Annotated in this window: 18 protein-coding genes and 1 tRNA gene; 15 read left to right on the top strand and 4 right to left on the bottom strand. The window is 72.4% G+C overall.

What is annotated here, in order from left to right; translation table 11 throughout:
• The first annotated feature begins 12 nt into the window (after nucleotides 1-12).
• From rplU to DP939_RS43645, 7 genes are all read left to right on the top strand, one after another.
• On the top strand, nucleotides 13-315 hold the full coding sequence (gene rplU / locus DP939_RS43675) for a 50S ribosomal protein L21 (RefSeq protein ID WP_113986752.1): 303 nt from the start codon (nucleotides 13-15) through the stop codon (nucleotides 313-315).
• Between the two features lie 18 nt (nucleotides 316-333).
• Nucleotides 334-594: a 50S ribosomal protein L27 gene (gene rpmA, locus DP939_RS43670; RefSeq protein ID WP_111169687.1), complete on the top strand. Its 261-nt coding sequence runs from the start codon at nucleotides 334-336 to the stop codon at nucleotides 592-594.
• Nucleotides 595-688: 94 nt separating this feature from the next.
• Nucleotides 689-2,041 carry a GTPase ObgE gene (obgE, locus tag DP939_RS43665; RefSeq protein WP_113986737.1) on the top strand — a complete coding sequence of 451 codons (1,353 nt, stop codon included), beginning with the start codon at nucleotides 689-691 and terminating at the stop codon, nucleotides 2,039-2,041.
• A 28-nt stretch (nucleotides 2,042-2,069) separates the two neighbouring features.
• A complete protein-coding gene (gene proB, locus DP939_RS43660) occupies nucleotides 2,070-3,215 on the top strand; it encodes a glutamate 5-kinase (RefSeq protein WP_113986736.1) in 1,146 nt (381 codons plus the stop codon).
• Nucleotides 3,208-4,494: a glutamate-5-semialdehyde dehydrogenase gene (locus tag DP939_RS43655; protein WP_113986735.1), complete on the top strand. Its 1,287-nt coding sequence runs from the start codon at nucleotides 3,208-3,210 to the stop codon at nucleotides 4,492-4,494. Before proB ends, DP939_RS43655 begins: the two co-directional genes overlap by 8 nt.
• A 120-nt stretch (nucleotides 4,495-4,614) precedes the next feature.
• Nucleotides 4,615-5,382: a DoxX family protein gene (locus tag DP939_RS47425; RefSeq protein ID WP_225878919.1), complete on the top strand. Its 768-nt coding sequence runs from the start codon at nucleotides 4,615-4,617 to the stop codon at nucleotides 5,380-5,382.
• Between the two features lie 103 nt (nucleotides 5,383-5,485).
• Nucleotides 5,486-7,369 carry a serine/threonine-protein kinase gene (locus tag DP939_RS43645; protein ID WP_113986734.1) on the top strand — a complete coding sequence of 628 codons (1,884 nt, stop codon included), beginning with the start codon at nucleotides 5,486-5,488 and terminating at the stop codon, nucleotides 7,367-7,369.
• Nucleotides 7,370-7,391: 22 nt separating this feature from the next.
• Here the strand turns inward: DP939_RS43645 and DP939_RS43640 are convergent, their stop codons facing one another.
• A complete protein-coding gene (locus DP939_RS43640; protein ID WP_404828641.1) occupies nucleotides 7,392-8,414 on the bottom strand; it encodes a M48 family metallopeptidase in 1,023 nt (340 codons plus the stop codon).
• 86 nt (nucleotides 8,415-8,500) lie between these two features.
• Here DP939_RS43640 and nadD point away from each other — a divergent pair, with 86 nt between their 5' ends.
• From nadD to DP939_RS43620, 4 genes are all read left to right on the top strand, one after another.
• On the top strand, nucleotides 8,501-9,118 hold the full coding sequence (nadD, locus tag DP939_RS43635) for a nicotinate-nucleotide adenylyltransferase (RefSeq protein WP_113986732.1): 618 nt from the start codon (nucleotides 8,501-8,503) through the stop codon (nucleotides 9,116-9,118).
• A 36-nt stretch (nucleotides 9,119-9,154) separates the two neighbouring features.
• Nucleotides 9,155-9,559 (top strand): ribosome silencing factor, encoded by a 405-nt coding sequence (gene rsfS, locus DP939_RS43630; RefSeq protein WP_111169682.1) that lies wholly within the window; start codon nucleotides 9,155-9,157, stop codon nucleotides 9,557-9,559.
• A complete protein-coding gene (locus tag DP939_RS43625; protein WP_199565817.1) occupies nucleotides 9,556-10,197 on the top strand; it encodes a histidine phosphatase family protein in 642 nt (213 codons plus the stop codon). The genes rsfS and DP939_RS43625 overlap by 4 nt, the downstream gene beginning before the upstream one ends.
• 113 nt (nucleotides 10,198-10,310) lie before the next feature.
• A tRNA-Ala gene (locus DP939_RS43620) sits at nucleotides 10,311-10,383 on the top strand.
• 51 nt (nucleotides 10,384-10,434) lie between these two features.
• On the opposite strand, the gene DP939_RS43615 is transcribed toward DP939_RS43620, so the two are convergent.
• Entirely contained in the window at nucleotides 10,435-11,691 is a 1,257-nt protein-coding gene (locus DP939_RS43615; RefSeq protein WP_225878918.1) for a cytochrome P450, read from the bottom strand.
• 643 nt (nucleotides 11,692-12,334) lie between these two features.
• Complete coding sequence (locus DP939_RS43610) at nucleotides 12,335-13,444, bottom strand: NAD(P)/FAD-dependent oxidoreductase (protein WP_113986730.1); 1,110 nt, start codon at nucleotides 13,442-13,444, stop codon at nucleotides 12,335-12,337.
• Nucleotides 13,445-13,628: 184 nt separating this feature from the next.
• On the opposite strand from DP939_RS43610, the gene DP939_RS43605 reads away from it, so the two are divergent.
• Complete coding sequence (locus tag DP939_RS43605) at nucleotides 13,629-14,534, top strand: GNAT family N-acetyltransferase (RefSeq protein WP_113986729.1); 906 nt, start codon at nucleotides 13,629-13,631, stop codon at nucleotides 14,532-14,534.
• A gap of 314 nt (nucleotides 14,535-14,848) precedes the next feature.
• Here DP939_RS43605 and DP939_RS43600 read toward each other — a convergent pair whose 3' ends face one another.
• Complete coding sequence (locus tag DP939_RS43600) at nucleotides 14,849-15,349, bottom strand: DUF523 domain-containing protein (protein ID WP_113986728.1); 501 nt, start codon at nucleotides 15,347-15,349, stop codon at nucleotides 14,849-14,851.
• Between the two features lie 75 nt (nucleotides 15,350-15,424).
• Between DP939_RS43600 and DP939_RS43595 the strand changes: the two genes are divergently transcribed.
• The 3 genes from DP939_RS43595 to DP939_RS43585 form a co-directional block, all read left to right on the top strand.
• Nucleotides 15,425-15,808, top strand: coding sequence for a hypothetical protein (locus tag DP939_RS43595; protein ID WP_225878917.1), 384 nt, complete (start codon nucleotides 15,425-15,427; stop codon nucleotides 15,806-15,808).
• Complete coding sequence (locus DP939_RS43590) at nucleotides 15,805-16,209, top strand: hypothetical protein (RefSeq protein WP_113986727.1); 405 nt, start codon at nucleotides 15,805-15,807, stop codon at nucleotides 16,207-16,209. The genes DP939_RS43595 and DP939_RS43590 overlap by 4 nt, the downstream gene beginning before the upstream one ends.
• A gap of 119 nt (nucleotides 16,210-16,328) precedes the next feature.
• Nucleotides 16,329-16,448: DUF4277 domain-containing protein (locus DP939_RS43585; protein ID WP_225878923.1), on the top strand; the 120-nt coding region annotated here is incomplete at its 3' end.

The following is a 16,448-nucleotide window of genomic DNA, read 5'->3' as shown; positions in this document are numbered from 1 at the left end:
AAGGGTTCCGCGGTGTACGCGATCGTTCGTTGCGGCGGCAGGCAGCAGAAGGTCTCCGTCGGCGATGTCCTTGAGGTGGACAGGCTCGCCGGCGAGGTCGGTTCCACGGTCTCGCTGCCGACGATCCTCGTCGTCAACGACGGGGACGTGACCACCGAGGCGGGCAAGTTCACGGTCTCGGCCGAGATCCTGGGCGAGACCAAGGGCCCCAAGATCCGCATCCTGAAGTACAAGAACAAGACCGGTTACAAGAAGCGCCAGGGCCACCGTCAGCGGTACACCCAGGTGAAGATCACCGGTATCGACCAGTCCTGAGTTACGGGAGTTTGCGAGATGGCACACAAGAAGGGCGCGTCGTCCACGCGGAACGGCCGTGACTCCAACGCCAAGCGCCTCGGCGTGAAGCGGTTCGGCGGTCAGCTCGTCAAGGCCGGCGAGATCATCGTGCGGCAGCGCGGCACCCACTTCCACCCGGGCGACAACGTCGGCCGCGGTGGCGACGACACGCTGTTCGCGCTGGCCGCGGGGCACGTGGAGTTCGGCCGCAAGCGCGGCAGGCGCGCCGTGAGCATCGTCGTCCCGCCCGCGGAGTAGATCCGCGCCGGTAGACGTTAAATCCGACAGGGGTGGATCGCCATTCGCGGTCCACCCCTGTTCGTGTCTTCACAGACCATGATGGGAAGCAACAGTGGCCGAGTTCGTAGACCAGGTCGTCCTCCACGTCCGGGCGGGTGACGGCGGGAACGGCTGCGCGTCCGTCCACAGGGAGAAGTTCAAGCCGCTCGGCGGCCCCGACGGCGGCAACGGCGGGCGGGGCGGGGACGTGATCCTGGAGGTCGACGCCAACACCTCCACCCTGCTCGACTACCACCACCGTCCGCACCGCGCCGCCCAGAACGGCCGGCAGGGCGAGGGCTCCAACCGGGACGGCGCGCGCGGCGCGGACCTCGTGCTGCCGGTGCCCAACGGCACCGTGGTCAAGAACGCCGCCACCGGCGAGGTGCTGGTGGACATGGTCGGCGTCGGCACCCGCTACGTGGTGGCGAGCAGCGGGCAGGGCGGCCTCGGCAACGCGGCGCTGGCCTCCACCAAGCGCAAGGCCCCCGGCTTCGCGCTGCTCGGCGAGCCGGGCGACCGGCTGGACGTCCTGCTGGAGCTGAAGACCGTCGCCGACGTGGCGCTGGTCGGCTTCCCCAACGCGGGCAAGTCCTCGCTCATCGCCGCGCTGTCGGCGGCCCGCCCGAAGATCGCCGACTACCCGTTCACCACCCTGGTCCCCAACCTCGGCGTGGTCACCGCGGGCGACACCGTCTTCACCATCGCCGACGTGCCCGGCCTCATCCCCGGCGCGTCGGAGGGCAGGGGCCTCGGGCACGAGTTCCTGCGGCACGTCGAGCGCTGCTCGACCATCGTGCACGTTCTGGACTGCGCCACCATGGAGCCCGGCAGGGACCCGCTGAGCGACTTCGAGGTGATCGAGGCCGAGCTGCACGCGTACGGCGAGCTGTCCGACCGCCCCCGCCTGGTCGTGCTCAACAAGGCCGACGTCCCCGACGCCCGCGAGCTGGCCGAGCTGGTCACGCCGATGCTCAAGGAACGCGGGCTGCGGGTGTTCACCGTGTCGGCGGCCAGCCATGAGGGCCTGCGCGAGCTGTCCTTCGCGATGGGCGAGATGGTGGCCGCGTTCCGCGCCGCCGCGCCCGTGCAGGAGCCGACGCGCCTGGTCATCCGGCCGCGCCAGCTCGGCGAGGAGGGCTTTTCCGTACGCCGGGTCGGCGAGGACACCTTCCAGGTCACCGGCGAGAAGCCGGAGCGGTGGATCCGCCAGACCGACTTCAACAACGACGAGGCCGTCGGCTACCTGGCCGACCGGCTGGAACGCCTCGGCGTGGAGGAGGCGCTGCGCGACGCGGGCGCCACCGAGGGCGCGGAGGTCGTCATCGGCCCGATGGAGGGCGGCTACGTGTTCGACTGGCGGCCTTCGGTCGGCGGCGGCGTGCCGCGCCGGGGTCCGCGCGGGTCGGACAGCAGAATCGGATGACAGCGCGACAGGGAAATGGGGACGGCGAGTGAATGCTGAGCGCGGGGGGCTGCGTACCGCGTCCCGCCTTGTGGTCAAGGTGGGATCGTCGTCGCTGACGACCCCCCAGGGGATGATCGACGGAGACCGCGTCGACGCGCTGGTGGACGTACTGGCCGCGCGCCGGGCCGGTGGCACGCAGATCGTGCTGGTCTCCTCCGGCGCCATCGCCGCCGGGCTCGGTCCCCTCGGCCTGCCCACCCGGCCCCGCGACCTGGCCACCCAGCAGGCCGCCGCGTCGGTCGGGCAGGGCGTGCTCATCGCCCGCTACACCTCCTCCTTCGCCCGGTACGGCCTGCGCGTCGGCCAGGTGCTGCTGACCGCCGACGACATGATGCGCCGCTCCCACCACAGGAACGCCCAGCGCACCCTGGACCGCCTCCTTGAGCTGGGCATCGTGCCCGTGGTCAACGAGAACGACACGGTGGCCACCGACGAGATCAGGTTCGGCGACAACGACCGGCTGGCCGCCCTGGTCACCCACCTGATGCACGCCGACGCCCTGCTGCTGCTGTCCGACGTGGACGCCCTGTACGACGGCGACCCGCGCCGTCCCGGCGGGGCCAACCGGCTCACCGACGTACGCGGTCCCGCCGACCTCGCGGACGTGGAGCTGGGCCGGTCCGGCCGGGTGGGCACCGGCGGCATGGTGACCAAGGTCCAGGCCGCGCGGATCGCCACCGGGGCCGGCGTTCCCGTGGTGCTGACCGCCGCCGCGCACGCCGCCCAGGCGCTCGCCGGAGCCGACGTCGGCACCTACTTCCACCCCGACGGCAGACACCCCGGCACCCGGCTGCTGTGGCTGGCCCACGCGGCCACCGGCCGCGGGCGGCTGCACCTCGACCACGGCGCGGTGGAGGCCGTGGTGGGGCGGCGGATGTCGTTGCTGCCCGCCGGAGTGACCGCGGTGGAGGGCGACTTCAGCGCGGGCGACCCGGTCGACCTGTGCGGCCCGCACGGCGACGCGGTGGCCCGCGGGCTGGTCAACTTCGACTCCGCGGAGATCCCCGGCCTGCTCGGCCGGTCCACCAGGGAGCTGGCCGGCTCGCTGGGGCCCGAGTACGAGCGCGAGCTGATCCACCGCGATGACATCGTCCTGCTTGAGCCTGATCTTTCTGGAGCGTCCCATGTCTGATGCAGCCGAGTTCCGCGCGGTGGCCACGGCCGCCAGAGAGGCGAGCGCCGAGCTGGCGCCGCTGCCCAGGGCGGTGAAGGACGCCGCGCTGCGGGCCATCGCGGACGCGCTGGTCGCGCGGTCCGCGGAGCTGGTCGAGGCCAACGCCGCCGACGTGGCGCGGGCCCGCGAGGGCGGCCTGTCCGAGGCCATGATCGACCGTCTCCGGCTCGACCCTGAGCGGGTCGAGAAGATCGCCCAGGCCGTCCTTGAGATCGCCGACCTCCCCGACCCGGTCGGCGAGGTGGTGCGCGGCGGCACGCTGCCCAACGGGCTGGAGCTGCGCCAGGTCAGGGTGCCGCTCGGCGTGGTCGGCATCATCTACGAGGGCCGCCCCAACGTCACGGTGGACGCCGCGGCGCTGTGCCTGAAGAGCGGCAACGCCACGCTGCTGCGCGGCTCCTCCAGCGCCTACTCCTCCAACGTGGCGCTGGTCGGCGTGATGCGGGACGCGCTGGCCGGTACCGGCGTCCCGGCCGACGCGGTGCAGCTCGTGCCGGGCCTGACCCGCGAGTCGGTCAAGCACCTGATGCGCGCCCGCGGCCTGGTGGACGTGCTGATCCCGCGCGGCGGCGCGTCGCTGATCAACTCGGTGGTGGAGGAGTCCACCGTGCCGGTGATCGAGACCGGGGTGGGCAACTGCCACGTGTACGTCGATGCCGACGCCGACGTGCCGCTGGCCGTGGAGATCCTGCTCAACGCCAAGGCCCAGCGGCCCTCGGTGTGCAACGCGGCAGAGACGGTGCTGGTGCACGCCGACGTGGCGGCGGAGTTCCTGCCCCGGGCGCTGGCCGCGCTGGCCGAGGCGGGCGTGACCGTGCACGGCGACGAGCGGGTGGCCGCCCACGGTCAGGTGGTCGCCGCGACCGAGGACGACTACTACACCGAATACCTCTCGCTCGACCTGGCCGCCGCCGTCGTCGACTCGCTGGACGACGCCGTCGCGCACATCAGGAAGTACGGCTCGGCGCACACCGAGGCGATCGTCACGCGCTCGCAGCGGGCGGCCCGCCGGTTCGTGGCGCTGGTCGACTCGGCGGCGGTGGCGGTCAACGCCTCCACGCGGTTCACCGACGGCGGGGAGTTCGGCTTCGGCGCGGAGATCGGCATCTCCACCCAGAAGCTGCACGCGCGCGGCCCGATGGGGCTGCCCGAGCTCACCTCCACCAAGTGGATCTACGTCGGGGACGGGCATCTCCGCACCTCGGCGGGCACGGTCATCGCACCTGTGGCGGACTGAAATCGGTGTGTCGCTCTAGGTAATCGGCCTGTTATGGCGTTTACTAGGAGTCATGGAGCTTGTCGTCGCTTTTGACCCGACCGGCCGCGTCGCCCTTCGCCCCGAAGGGGGGTGGCGGCCGTGAGACGGTGGCTTTACGACATCGCGGCGCTGATCGCCCGGCTGATCGTGGGCGTCATCTTCATGGCGCACGGCCTGCAGAAGATCAAAGCGGGCGGGGTGGGGCCCACGGCGGCGGGGTTCGCCGAGATGGGGATCCCGATGCCGCAGGTCGCGGCGGGGTTCACCATGGCGGTGGAGCTGGTCGGCGGGGCGCTGCTGATCCTCGGGCTGGTCACGCCGCTGGCCGCGCTCCTGCTCGCCGTGGTCTGCGCGGCGGCGGCGATCTTCGTGCACGCCCGCAACGGCATCTTCATCTCCGACGGCGGGTTCGAGCTGGTCGGCGGGCTGGGTTCGGCGGTGCTGCTGCTCGCGGCGGGCGGCGCGGGCCGGTTCAGCCTTGACCATCTGATCTTCGGGCGGCGCCGGGAGCGCAGGCGCAGGGAGGCCGACGAGGTCACCCCGGGAGCCTGGTACGGCGGGGCAGAGCGGCAGGGCGAGGGCCGTGCCGACGACGGCGATCCGGCGCACTTCGCCGACCTGGCCGACGAGTCCGAGCGGCCGGCGGGGGGCGTCGGCTCCGAGCGGCGGGCCGAAGGCGGCGACACCGCCCATCTGGCCGACCAGGCCGACGAGACCGAGCGCGGCGGGCCGCCGAAGGCCGCACCGGGGTCGCTGGGCGACTGGCCCGCGACGGCGCGGCAGACCTCGACCGGCCGCCATGCCGCGCCCCCGGCACCGGACGAGCCGGGCGGGCGGCGCAGCGAAGGCGAATCCGGCTCTCGTTGAAGTACATTGCGCCCATTTTCCGCGTACGGCGCGCCGTACGGCCTATCCGGGCGGGGCTGCACTAGGGTGTGGGCCCTGAGGAGGCGCCGGGCGAGGAGGGAGCGTGGGCAAGCTCGGCCGGGTCGGGCCGTACACCCTGCTGGAGAGGCTCGGCCGAGGGGCCATGGGCGAGGTCTACCTCGCGAGCACCCGGCGCGGTGATCGTGTCGCCGTGAAGCTGCTGCGCGATTCGCCGGACTACGACGCGGAGGCCAGATTACGGCTGGAACGCGAGGTTCGCGCGCTCCGCCGGGTCGAGAGCCCCTATGTCGCCCGCGTGCTCGACGCCGACCTGCGGGCCCGGCGGCCCTACCTGGTCATGGAGCACATCGACGGCGAGACGCTGCTGGAGCGGGTGCGCAGGGACGGGCCGTTCGAGCAGGCCGAGCTGGTCGAGCTGGCGCTGCGGATGACGACGGCGCTGGCCATCATCCACGCCGCGGGCGTGGTCCACCGCGACATGAAGCCCGGCAACGTGCTGATCGGCCCGGAGGGGCCGATCCTGATCGACTTCGGCATCGCCCAGCTCGTGGACGCCACCCGGCTCACCATGACCGGCACCTTCCTCGGCACCCCCGGCTACGCCGCGCCCGAGCTGTTCGCCGACGAGCCGGTCGGGCAGCCCGCCGACGTCTACGCCTGGGCCGCGACCATCGCGTTCGCGGGCACCGGCCGGCCGACCTTCTCCGGGGGCACCGCCGAGGCGCTGATGTACGCGATCCTGAACGGCCAGGCCGACCTCGAAGGCGTGCCCGCGGCGCTGCTGCCGCTGATCAAGGCGGGGCTCAACCGCAGCCCGGCCAAACGGCCCACCGCCGCCCTGCTCGCCGACCGCCTGACCAGGCTGGCCAAGGCGACACGCGTGTCCGGTGCCGACGAGGGCGGCGCGGCCGAGGCGGGGCCGCCGATCACGGACGAGCCGGCCGCCGTCGCCACCGACCTGGCCGAGGGCGTGCCCGGGGTCAAGCGGGGCGGAGCCAGAACGGCTTCGGCGCGCCCGCCGCGCCGCGGGGAGCCCGAGCAGGCGTCCGCGGCCGAGGAGGGCGTACCGGGCGGCGGCAGGCGCAGGGTCGCCGCCGCGGCGGCCGCGGAGGCCCGCGGCAAGGAGGCGGAGGCGGTCAAGGCCCCCGGCCGGGGCAGGACGGGCGCCGCCGAGCCGCGCGAGGACATCAGGGTCGCCACCGCCTCCCCCGAGAAGACCGGCAGGGTCAAGGGCGGCGCCGAAGGCGGCAGGACCGCGCTGGAGGGCCGGGGCAAGGGCGCCGCGGACGGCGGCGGCAGGGGCGTTGCGGAAGGCCGGGCCAAGGCTGCCGTGGACGGCGGCAGGGGCACGAAGGCCGGTGTCAAGGCCGCCATGGACGGCGGCCGGGGCGCGACGGCCGGTGTGCAGGTCAGGGCCAGGCGGGCGGTGCGGCGTACGAGCACGGGGCCGCTCCCGGCCGGCAACGCGGCGCTGCTGGTGCTCGCCGTACTGGCCGCGCCGTGCGTCGTGGCGTCGGTGATCTGGGCCCCGGTCACGCCCGTGCTCACCGCCGTCTTCGTCGTGCTGGTCCGCACCATCTGGCTCGGCCACTGGTCGGTGCGCAAGCGCCGATCGGCTCCGGCCCGGCGCATCCTGCGGGTGGTGTCCTTCCCGCTCACGCTGGCCGTCTCGGCGCTGAGCGCGGTGCTCTGGCCTGGAGTGCCCGCCGCGGGCGCGGCGGGCCTGACGCTCTGGGCGGTGTCCGGCGGTCACCTCGGACCGGTCTGGTGGGAGGAGCCGGTGCCGGTGACCGTCGCCGGGGTGGTGTTCGCCGTGGTGTGCGGGGCGATCATCGGCCGGGAGATCGAGCGGGTCGGTCCGGCGCTGCCGGAGTTGCGGAGGGAGGGGTTGCGCGCGCTGGCCGTACTGGGCGGGTTCGTCGCGCTGTGCGCCGCGACCGTGCGCGTCATCTCCCTCCTGCTCTGACGGCTCTCGACCCGCCCGACGCTCAGCCGTCCCGGCGCGCGAAGCGGTTGAAGATCCGCTCGCCCGCGTGCACCGCGCCCTCGGCGACGTCGCGCAGGACGCCGATGAAGGGGTCCTGGGACTGCGACCACGACTCGCGGTAGGAACGCGCGGCGGCCTTGACCTCTTCGGAGATCTTGGCGTTGGCGTCGTCCTCCCGGCGCGGGTAGTCGCCGCCGAGGATCCGCTCGTACTCGCCGCTGCGCCGCCACTTGTCCAGCTCGGCGACCCTGGCCACGGCGAACGGGTGGGTGGTGCCGAGGAGGTTGAGGACCTTCAGGAAGCCGTCGCGGACGTCGCCGCCCGTGTCGTACTCCCTGGCCTGGTCGAGGAACGCCTCGACGTTCATCTCGTGCAGGCGCGACCCGCCGGCCAGCTTCATCAGCGCGCGCAGCGCCGCCTCGGGGTCCTGGCCGCAGAGCAGGCCGCCACGGTCGGCGGAGAGCTCGGACTTGCGGTACCACTCCTCAAGGCCGGCCACGATCGCCCGCAGCCCGATGTAGCCGAGCGGGATCCACGCCACCCGGGTGGCCAGGCGGGTGAGGATGTCGAGCATGGTCCGGTAGACGGCGTGCCCGGACAGGATGTGCGCGGTCTCGTGGCCGATGACGAACCGCTGCTCCTCCTCGTCCATGAGGTTGAGGAGGCCGGTGGTGACGACGATGAACGGGTCGTCGAAGCCGATCGCCTTGGCGTTGACACTTGGGTCCTGCTGGACATAGACCTCCGGGATGCGGCGCAGGTCGAGAATGTAGGCGGCGTCCCGGCCCATGTCGTGGAGGGCACGGAACTGCGTTTCGCTGGTGCGGACCGCCGAGGCGAGGTAGATCAGGCGCAGGCGGCGCTCACTGATCAGTCCTGACATCTGCTTGAGAACGGTGTCGAACCCGCTCAGCGAACGCAAGGCGACCAGCGCGGACCGGTCGGCGGGGTGTTCGTAGGCGCGGGACGAGATACCGGCAAGCTGTACTCGGTTTCGATCCGGGGTGGTCGTCATGCCCGGCATGCTACGTCGGCGGCGGGCCCTTCGCGCGGGGTCACAGGGCGGGGGCGAGTCAAGTCCACCGTATTGAGACGCGTATGGTCCGTTGCATGATGAACGCGCCGAACGGCCAGGGTCATCGGCGGGTGGGGGTCATGGGCGGCACGTTCGATCCCATCCACCACGGCCACCTGGTCGCCGCGAGCGAGGTGGCCCATCACTTCGACCTCGACGAGGTCGTCTTCGTGCCCACCGGCAGGCCGTGGCAGAAGGCGTCCCAGGCGGTCTCCGCCCCCGAGGACCGCTACCTCATGACCGTCATCGCCACGGCGTCCAACCCCCGCTTCTCGGTGAGCCGGGTGGACATCGACCGCCCTGGGCCCACCTTCACCATTGACACACTGCGTGACATCTGCGGAATATATGGGCCCGGCGTAGAGCTGTACTTCATAACGGGAGCGGACGCGCTCGCGCAGATACTCTCCTGGCGAGATGTTGACGAGCTGTTCACCATCGCGCATTTCGTAGGCTGTACCCGGCCGGGTCATGTGCTGCATGACCCAGGTCTCCCGGAGGGGAAGGTCAGTCTGGTGGAGATCCCGGCTCTCGCGATCTCGTCCTCGGAGTGCCGCCAGCGGGTGCGCGCCGGGGAGCCCATCTGGTATCTGGTGCCCGACGGGATCGTGCAATACATCAATAAACGCGGCCTGTACCGGGAATCCTCATAGGAGACAGCGCCGACAACAGGAGGTCTGACCCACATCGTGACCGCTACCGAACGAGCCGTCCGGCTCATCGAGGTCGCCGCCGAGGCGGCGGCCGAGAAGCTCGCCGACGACATCCTCGCCTACGACGTCAGTGAGCAGCTCGTCATCACCGACGCCTTCCTGCTCTGCTCCGCGACCAACGACCGCCAGGTCCGCGCCATCGTCGATGAGATCGAAGAGCGCCTGCGCATCGAGGCCGACGCCAAGCCGGTGCGCCGCGAGGGAGAGCGCGAGGGACGCTGGGTCCTGCTCGACTACGTCGACATCGTCGTGCACGTGCAGCACGAGGAAGACCGCACCTTCTACGCCCTGGAGCGGCTGTGGAAGGACTGCCCGCCCATTCCGCTGCCGGAGGGCGTACGGCACGCCGCCGCGCAGCGGAGCCGCGGAGCGGCCACGTGAGCAACCGCCGCATCGTGTGCTGGCGGCACGGCCAGACCCTCTGGAACGTCGAACACCGTTTTCAGGGGCACTCGGACATCGTCTTGGACGAGGTCGGGATCGCACAGGCGAACAGGGCCGCCGCGCTGCTGGCGGCCCTCCGCCCCTCGATGATCGTCTCCTCCGACCTGAGACGCGCCCACGACACCGCTTCCGCTTTGGGCAGGCTCACCGGTCTTGACCCCTACACCGACAAGGACCTGCGCGAGCGCGGTGGCGGCGAGTGGGAGGGCCTGACCCGCGAGGAGATCGCGGCCCGCTGGCCGCAGGAGTTCGCCGCCTGGGACGCCCCCGGCGGCGAGCACGTGGTGGACGTGGCCGATCGCGTCGCGACGGCCGTCCGCCGCTGGGCCGGCGAGCTGGCCCCCGGCGGTCTGCTCGTGGTGGCCTCCCACGGCGCGGCCCTGCGCCTCGGCATCGCCCGGCTGCTGGGCCTGCCGGAGGAGCTGTGGTCCGCCCTCGGCGGCCTGGGCAACTGCTCCTGGTCGGTCCTTGAGGAGGGCCGCAAGGGCTGGCGCCTGCTCGAACACAACGCGGGCACCCTGCCCGAACCCGTCCACAGCGACGACATCCCCGAAGCCGCGGAAGACCGCCCCTGACACCGCCGTACGGCCCGCGCCGGTCCCACCCGGCCCGGGCCGCACCGCGATCAGGCGCACGATTAGGTGTCGGGCCCGCCGTACCGGTATGCTTCCCGAGCATCGAAACGCAAGGGGCTATGGCGCAGTTGGTAGCGCGCCTCCATGGCATGGAGGAGGTCTGGGGTTCGAATCCCCATAGCTCCACCCTTTGATTCGTGTACCGGGCCGTTGTCCATCCGGCAGGCCCCGCTTGATTCAGTTTCCGTTTCGGTCTCCCACCGGCCAGGCCACCGGCAGCGCGGCGGGGGAGCGGTGGATCAGCGTGGGCAGCATGGCGGGCGGTGTGCCGGGGGCCAGGCGCAGGCCCGGGAGCCGGGTCGTCAGCGTGCGCAGGGTGACGCGTAACTGCTCGCGGGCGAGTTGGGAGCCGGGGCAGCTGTGCGGGCCGTGGCCGAAGGCCATGGTGCGGGCAGGCGGGCGGGAGATGTCGAAGTCGTCCGGTCGCTCATGGCGGGCTTCGTCGCGGTTGGCCGAGCCGTAGGCGACCAGTACGGCGGTGCCCGCGGGCAGGTCGGTCCCGGCGAGCGTCAGCGGCCGGGTGGTGATCCGCCGGAACGCCTGGAGCGGCGTGTCGTACCGGGCGGCCTCCTCGATCGCGGCCGGGATCGCCTCCGGGCGGGCGCACAGCGCCTCCCAGCGGGAGCGGTCGGTGAGCAGGTGCAGCATCGTGGTGCCGATCAGGCCGGTGGTGGTGAGATGCCCGGCGACCAGCAGGTTCTGTAGATTGGACACCAGTTCGGCGCGCTGCTCGGCGGTCGGCTCGGCCGTGCCGGGGGCGAGGCCGCGTACGAGCTCGCCGCACAGGTCGTCGCTTCGTTCGGCGTGGGCGCGGCGGATGTGGTCGTCAAGGAGATGCTGCAGGGCGACCACCTCGCGGGCGGCGGCGAGCTGTTCCTCGACCGGCATCGGCCGGAACAGCAGCGCCTCGGCGCGGTAGCCGCCACGGATCACGGCGGGCACGTCGGCGGGGTCGAAGCCGAGCATCCGGCCCATCACCTCGCCGGGCAGCCGCCTGGCGTAGTCGTCCATCAGCTCGGCCCGGCCGTCCCCCGCGAACGACGCGACCAGCGCCTCTGCCCGTTCGGCGATGTACGGCGCGAGCGCGCCCACCCTGGCCGCCGCCAGTCCCCGTACCAGCGGCGCCCGCAACCGCTGGTGCGCCTCACCGTCCGCGGTGAGCACCACCCGCCCGCCCCTGATGCCCTTGGCCAGCTCGGCCTGCACGGCGGGCGACGGCGGCACGTCGGGGCGCAACGCCTGCACCGAGGAGAAGTCCTCCGGCCGCCGCAGCACCTCCCGCACGTCCGCATACCGGCTGACCAGCCAGGCGTCCATCTCGGGGAGATAGGTCAGCCCGGGCGCACTGCGGGCCTGCGCGTAGACGGGGTAGGGATCGCGCATGAACGCGTCACGCTCCCGCGTCCGGCGTTCCATCTCGACGGCGTCACCCACGGCCTCGCCCTCCGCTCATCGTGCTCGGCAGAACCTCCCCCGGCCATCCTCCGGGACCGAACCCGATCAGTGAACCCCTTTCCCCGTTCCGCCATCACGGAGGGCGGAGAAGGCGGCGGTGTCCGAGGGGGCGGTGCTGCCGGTGAGGGCGTGTGCGCAGATTCTGCGGCCTTCGCCCATGCCCGACTCTCCGCCATCGCGGTATGGCGGTGTGGGGGTTGTTCGGCGGGCTTTGTGGTGGGTTTGAGGGGAGGGTTCTGAGGGTGGCGGTGTTGCTGGTGAGGGCGTGTGTGCAGGCCCTGCGGCCTTCGCCTCCTGTCTGGCCTGTGGCGGTGGTGTTGGTGAGGGCGAGCCCGTAGGCCACGAGGTCTCGCCTCGCACCGTGATCGGCGCAACCTTTCCCGGCCATCCCTAAGGACCGAACCCGATCAGCGAATCCCTTTTCCCGTTCCGCCATCACGCAGGGAGAGAAAGACGGGGCTGTCCGAGGGAGGCGCTGTTGCCGGTGAGGGCGTGTGCGCAGGTTCTGCGGCCTTCATCTCATGTTCGACTCTCTTCCTCCGGGGCATGGCGGTGTGGGGGCTGATCAGGGTCTACACACTCGCCGGCACCCTCTCCCCAGCCCACCCCTTCACCCGGCGCCCTACTCCCCATGGGGGGCGGGACGGAGGGGGGAGAAGGGGGAGAGGTCTGTGCCGGGGTCTTGGCCGAGGGCGAAGTGGGCGGCGGCGATGCCGGTGAGGGGGCCGGCGGTGAGGCCGTAGGCGCCGAGGCCGGTGGCGACCACGACGCCGGGGGCGAGCAGCCCGATCATCGGGCGTCCGTCGCCGGTCACCGGGCGGAAGCCGACGCGGGTCTCTAGGACGGTGGCGTCGGCGAGGCCGGGGGCCACCGCCAGGCCGGCGGCGAGCAGCCCTGACAGCCCGCCGACCGTCGCCCGTCCGTCGAACCCGGCGTCCTCGCGGGTCGCGCCGAAGACGATCCGTGAACCGGGGAAGCCCAGCAGATAGGGCCCGGACCGGGGCAGCACGATGGGCCAGCCGGAGGTGTCCACGCCGGGCAGGCGGGCGTGCACGATCTGCCCGCGCTGCGGGTACACCGCGAGCCGGTGCCCCAGCGGCTCACACAGGTCCGCGGTCCAGGCTCCGGCGGCGACGATCACGGCGTCCGCGCCGATCGGCTCGCCGTTGATGTCCAGCGCGACCCTCTCCGCGCCGCCGAGGCGCGCCGTACCGGTACGCAGCGCCGCCCCCCGCCGCGCCGCAGCCCGCAACAGGGCGTCCCTGAAAGCACGCCCGTCCACCCGGGCGGCCCCGCCGACGCGTACCGCGGCCAGCCCCCCGGCCAGCGGCGGGAACTCCGCGCCCGGGTCGTCCACGGGGGAGATGTCGCCCATTTCCGGCGCGCCCGGCCGCCTGCGGCCCAGCAGCGCCGTCACGCCCTCCAGCTCGGCGGGGTCGTCCGCGGTCAGCAGGGCCCCGGTGGAGGCGTATCCGCAGTCGTCCTCGCCGTCCTCGGCCAGCTCCGCCACCAGCTCCGGATAGCCGCGGGCGCTCTCGCGCACGAGGCGGTACCAGGCGTCGTCTCCCTCGTGGTCCACCCACGGGCACACGATGCCCGCCCCGGCCGCCGTCGCCTGGCCGCCGCCCGCGGGCCGGTCGATCACGGTGACCGCGAGGCCCATTCGGCACAGCCGGTAGGCCGCGGCGGATCCGACGATTCCGCTTCCCACGATGGCGATGTGTGTGCGCATACCTCATGATCGCGCACAGCGGAATTCAATGGACGCCGATGGCACCGATGTGGTTGGGTGTTTCCACGCCCACGGAGCAGAGGGAAGGAGGCGAATCGCGATGTTCACCATTCATACCGCGCGCCTCCCTCTCACTCGGGCGATCATCTGACCGGGGAGGCGCATCGCCTTTCCGGAGGATTACATGACCGACCTGGTCATTCGCCCGCTGCGCGCGGGCGAGGAGGATCTTTTCTTTGAGCTGGCCGATCCCGCGCTCGTCGGGATGGCCTGGACCGGCCGTGACTATCGGGAACTGCTGTCCCGGCACGAGTACCGGCCCGAATGGACCTGGGTCGCGCAGCGCGGTGACCGCGTCGTGGCCAGGGCCGCCTGGTGGGGCGGCCCGGACGACGCCGACCCGATCAACCTCGACTGGTACGACTTCGACAGTGACCACGAGGCGGCCGTCGCGCTGCTTCGCGGCGCGCCCTTCACCGCTGAATACTGCCTCGTCCTGCCGCCGCGCTGGCGCGACGACCCGGTGGTGGCGGTGGAGGCCGAGGCGCGACTCAGCGCGGCGCGGGAGGCGGGCATGCGCCCGCTCGTCGAACGGATCCGCTTCCGCTGGACCCCCGCCGACGGCCTCCCGGCCCGGCCGACCCGCCTCGAATACCGCCCCTGCGACGACGACGCCATGCTCGACGCCATCAGACGCGTCCACGTGGGCACGCTGGACGCGCATGTACGCGACCAGACGGCCCGCGAGGGGGCAGAGGCGGCAGCGAGGGAGGAACTGGAGATCCTTAAGTGGTTCCCCGGGCCCCGCGAATGGTGGCGGCTCGCCTACACCCCGGCGGGCGCGCTCGCCGGGCTGACCGTGCCGAGCCGTAACTACGCGGTCCCGGTGATCGGCCTGATCGGCGTGGTACCGGAGCTGCGCGGCCACGGCTACGGCTACGACCTGCTGGCCGAGGCGACGCACATGCTGGCCGAGGAGGGCGCCGAGGAGGTCGTCGGCGAGACCGACTTCGGCAACACCCCGATGGCCGCGGCCTTCCACAAGGCGGGCTACCCGGTCGTACAGGAACGCGTCTTCATGAAGTGGTGACCCACCCCGGCCGGGCGCAGCACCGCGCCCGGCCGGGCGACCCCGTGCGCTGGAGTATCGCCGGAAGGCGGGCGTGGTGACAGCGGGCCGGGCCGGGTGGTCGGACCGTCGGGCTCGTTCCGCGTCCTTCGTGGGCTGGAGTATCGCCAGATGCCGGGTTCATGGTGAAGGGTCCGGCGGGCTCCCATTGCCGCCGAGGGTGTTTTCAGGTGGCGTACGCGTCTGGCTGGGCCGTTCGGGTCGTGTCCTCGTGAGACGGCGTACCGCAGGGGGCCTCGGGTGGTCCGGTCGCGTGTGACCGTCGCGGCGGGGGGCTATTGGGGTGGTTCGAGGGTGTTGAGGTAGGTGGCGGCATCGGGGATCTGGGCTTCGGTGAAGACGTGGATGCCGTGGGTCGTCAGCAGCGCCGTGGTGACGCCCTGGCCGGGGATCTTGTGGCCACGGAAGGTGCCGTCGTGAACGGTCAGGGCGCCGCAGGATGGGCTGCCCTCCTTCAGGATGGCGATCCGCAGGCCGTACCGCTGGGCGGTGGCCAGGGCCTGTTCGGCCCCGGCCAGGTAGGCGGCGGTCACGTCGGCCCCCTGTGGGGTCAGTACGCGGGCCGTTCCGGCCAGTACGGCGGGCCCGCCCGCGCCGTCCTCGATCTCGGCCGGAGGGCGTGGCACCGGCAGGCCGCCGTCCACTTCCGGACACACCGGTATCAGTCGCCCCTGCGCCCGCCACTCCGCCAGCAGCGCGTCACCGCTGGTCTTCGCGCCGCCGTCGAAGCGGACCCGCCGCCCGAGCAGGCACGCGCTGACCAGAATCCGTTCCACCGACCCATCGTACGTACGCCGCGCAAGCCGGTGCCGAGACCCGGACCGGGGCCACGCGGCGATACGCTGATGACCATGTCAACGGTGTCATCGGCACTGCCCATCCCCCTGACCGCCACGGTGATCATCGGGGCGGTGGTGCTCACCCTGGGGAGCCTGATCGGCGCGATCCGGGGCCGGGCGATGGGGATGGTCCTGCTGATCGGCTTCGCCCTGCTCGAGTTGGCCGTGCTCGTGCAGGCCGGTGTCGTCATCGCGGCCGTCGTCGGCGGCGCGGGCCCGCAGGACAAGGTGACGCTGTTCGGCTACGTGGCGGGCATGGCGGTGATCCCGCCGGTCGGGGTCGTGCTGGCGCTGGCCGAGCGCAGCCGCTGGGGCACGGCCATCCTGGTGGTGGCCGGGTTCGCGATCGCCGTGATGACCGCGCGGATGCTGCAGATTTGGCAGGGCGTGGCGTGAGCCCGCGCGGCGAGGCGGCGGCGATCGGCACCGGCCCCGGCCGGGCGTTGGTCGCGGTCTACGGGGTCTTCGCGCTGGCGGCGGGGGCGCGGGCGGCGGTCCAGATCGCCACCAGGTTCGACCAGGCCCCGCTGGCCTACTCGCTGTCGGCCTTCGCCGCGGCGGTCTACATCCTGCTCACGGTGGCCCTGGCGGTGTCGGCCCGCCGTACGGCGCTGGTGGCGTGCCTGATCGAGCTGGCGGGCGTGCTCGTGGTGGGCACGCTGAGCCTGGCCGACCCGGCGGCGTTCCCGCGAGCCACCGTGTGGTCGGGTTTCGGGAGCGGTTACCTGTTCATCCCGCTGGTCCTGCCGCTGGTCGGGCTGTTCTGGATCCTGCGCGGACGGCGGCCCTCCCGCTAGCCCCGTTTTCCGCACGTGAGGCTTTTTGAAGATCGCCGGGTTGCCGTGGTGATCGTCGTCGCGATATCACCTGGCTGGTGAGACAGCGTGCGCAGTGGGGCCAGGCCAGTGTCGAGAAGATGCTCGGAGCGTTACCGGTCATCGCCGGGTTCTGCTCGCGGTTACGGATCCGGGAGCTGGTGGATGCGGCCTGCCCGGTGCGGGACACGGCGGAGTTGACGCATGGACAGGTGATCGAG

It is taken from the genome of Spongiactinospora rosea (assembly GCF_003315795.1).
GTDB classification, from domain to species: domain Bacteria; phylum Actinomycetota; class Actinomycetes; order Streptosporangiales; family Streptosporangiaceae; genus Spongiactinospora; species Spongiactinospora rosea.
This window is presented reverse-complemented; position numbering and strand designations above follow the sequence as displayed.

Excerpts from the sequence above, each read along its gene's own strand:
- rpmA (WP_111169687.1), top strand. The coding sequence starts at position 334 with ATGGCACACAAGAAGGGCGCGTCGTCCACGCGGAACGGCCGTGACTCC.
- DP939_RS43655 (WP_113986735.1), top strand. The coding sequence starts at position 3,208 with ATGTCTGATGCAGCCGAGTTCCGCGCGGTGGCCACGGCCGCCAGAGAG.
- DP939_RS43640 (WP_404828641.1), bottom strand. The coding sequence starts at position 8,414 with ATGCCGGGCATGACGACCACCCCGGATCGAAACCGAGTACAGCTTGCC.
- nadD (WP_113986732.1), top strand. The coding sequence starts at position 8,501 with ATGATGAACGCGCCGAACGGCCAGGGTCATCGGCGGGTGGGGGTCATG.
- DP939_RS43610 (WP_113986730.1), bottom strand. The coding sequence starts at position 13,444 with ATGCGCACACACATCGCCATCGTGGGAAGCGGAATCGTCGGATCCGCC.
- DP939_RS43605 (WP_113986729.1), top strand. The coding sequence starts at position 13,629 with ATGACCGACCTGGTCATTCGCCCGCTGCGCGCGGGCGAGGAGGATCTT.
- DP939_RS43595 (WP_225878917.1), top strand. The coding sequence starts at position 15,425 with ATGTCAACGGTGTCATCGGCACTGCCCATCCCCCTGACCGCCACGGTG.